We start from the raw sequence: 2,077 nt of genomic DNA on the forward strand, positions 1-2,077 counted from the left end.
TCCCCATCCATCGTGATCTGACCGGTTTTGATTGGAGCGAAACCCCCTTGGACGGTGCCCGCATTCAGGAGTTGGCCAAGGGTCACTATCTGGAAACGGCACACAACCTGAGCCTGGTTGGGGGAACAGGCACCGGCAAAACCCATCTTGCCATCGCACTCGGTGTCGCCGCCATCCATCACGGCAAGCGCATACGCTTTTACAACGCCGTCGATCTGGTCAATCTTCTGGAACGGGAAAAAGCTCAGGGCAAAGCCGGAAATCTGGCCAAGCAACTCACCCAGATCGACGCGGTCATTCTTGATGAGTTGGGCTATCTGCCATTCCCGGCCTCTGGCGGCGCCCTGCTGTTCCATCTCATCAGCCAACTCTACGAAAAGACATCCCTCATCGTCACAACCAATCTCAGCTTCGCCGAATGGGTCACGGTCTTCGGTGACCCAAAGATGACCACTGCGCTCCTCGATCGCATAACTCACCACTGCGACATTCTCGAAACCGGAAACGACTCCTGGCGCTTCAAACAGCGCAAGAAAATCAGCGACCAAACTGATCAATATTGAACGCTGTTACCTGTTCAATATTCGACGCTGATTGACACTCACCCGCCTTTTCGGCCACCTTGACTGGATCAGTCGTCGCGGGAAACGCCAGATCATGGATCTCGATTTCCGCGATGTCGTCCGTGCTTTTGCGACGCTTGCCAACATGGGCGTCTGAGCAGACAGCGAAGGCGCGAATTGGCGTTTCTGTGTCGTTTGTCCATTCACGCACGGTCTGCGACATCAGTGCCAACGACGGCACCATGAACAGAACGCGCTTGCCCTTGCCTGCGATAGCTTCGGCGATTTTCAGCGACGTGAAGGTCTTGCCCGTGCCGCAGGCCATGATCATCTTGCCGCGGTCGGCCACAGCGAGGCCCTTGCTGACGTCTGCCAGCGCATCCTTCTGATGGTCCAGCAGGGTCTTCTTGGCGCTAAGGACGATTTCGCCGCGCGCCTCAAAAATTGTCCAGTCGATCCGGCTTTCGCGAAGGTCTGTCAGACCAATGCGCACGACCGGGATCACCTGGTCCCTGATCATTTCCTCGGCGTTTGTTCCCCATTCATTTTCAGTCGTGTCTAGGACAACACGCCTGCGAAACGGCTCTTTGCCCGAGGCGGAGATGAAACTGTCGATATTGGCTTTCTGGATTCGCGTGTCGGCAGCGTAGAACTTGGCCTGAATTGCAGCGAAGCCATCCTCGTTGCGCAACTTCGCGACTAGATCGATGCCGACATCCTTGCCATCGCGGCCATTGGCCTTGGCCCAGTCTGACCAGGTCCAGACGGTCTCGTATTCCTCAGCCTGAACTGGGTCGTTCAGGAAGAAGGCCAGCCCGAGGCGTTCAAAGTAGGTGCCTTTTTCGCGTTCGGAGACTGCAGCATGGCGGTAGGACTGAAGGATTAGATCGATGGCAGTCATATGCACCCCTGGGAATATTTTTGATCAACTTAGCGATGAAAATCTCGGCGCGCGACCAGTAAAATCTGCAGGTTGCAAAGCCTTCAGGACTACTTAGGCTCAAGTTTCGAGTGCAACACCCAGCGCCCGCAGGGCATAGGATGTTGCGATGGACAGACGATACAAGCACCTCAACGGCGAGGAACGTGGCGTGATTTTGGCGGAGCATCGGCGCGGGGCAAGCCTTGGGGCGATCGGGGCGTTGCTGGGGCGCAGCGCCTCGACCGTCGGGCGGGAACTGGGGCGTGGCCGTCCGGAGGGAGACCCCGCCCGGCCGTATTGCCCGCAGCTTGGCGCGGACCGATACCGGGTGCTGCGCAAGCGGTGCGGACGGCGGCAGAAGCTGGTCAAGGGTGGGTGGCTTCATGACTTTGTGCGGGGCAAGCTGGTCCACCGGCGCTGGTCTCCCGAGCAGATTGCGTGCAGGCTCAAGTCCATGCACCCCGACGATCCAACCCGCCTGATCAGCCATGAGACGATCTACGCCGCGATTTACGCGCAGCCGAGGGGTGGGTTGAAGGCCGAGATGATCGCGGCCTTACGACAGCACAAACCTTCCCGCGGACTGCGGCGA

3 protein-coding genes are annotated in these 2,077 nt (G+C 58.4%); 2 read left to right on the top strand and 1 reads right to left on the bottom strand.

Translation table 11 applies throughout. From position 1 onward, the window contains the following. Positions 1–563: IS21-like element helper ATPase IstB (gene istB / locus AKV04_RS00005; RefSeq protein WP_054004450.1), on the top strand; the 563-nt coding region annotated here is incomplete at its 5' end. Here the strand turns inward: istB and AKV04_RS00010 are convergent. Beyond that, positions 538–1,464 (bottom strand): restriction endonuclease, encoded by a 927-nt coding sequence (locus AKV04_RS00010; protein WP_054004451.1) that lies wholly within the window; start codon positions 1,462–1,464, stop codon positions 538–540. The genes istB and AKV04_RS00010 overlap by 26 nt on opposite strands. 148 nt (positions 1,465–1,612) lie before the next feature. Between AKV04_RS00010 and AKV04_RS00015 the strand changes: the two genes are divergently transcribed. Beyond that, positions 1,613–2,077: helix-turn-helix domain-containing protein (locus tag AKV04_RS00015; RefSeq protein ID WP_156317267.1), on the top strand; the 465-nt coding region annotated here is incomplete at its 3' end.

It is taken from the genome of Cypionkella psychrotolerans, assembly GCF_001294535.1.
Taxonomy (GTDB): Bacteria; Pseudomonadota; Alphaproteobacteria; order Rhodobacterales; family Rhodobacteraceae; genus Cypionkella; species Cypionkella psychrotolerans.

Excerpts from the sequence above, each read along its gene's own strand:
- AKV04_RS00010 (WP_054004451.1), bottom strand. The coding sequence starts at position 1,464 with ATGACTGCCATCGATCTAATCCTTCAGTCCTACCGCCATGCTGCAGTC.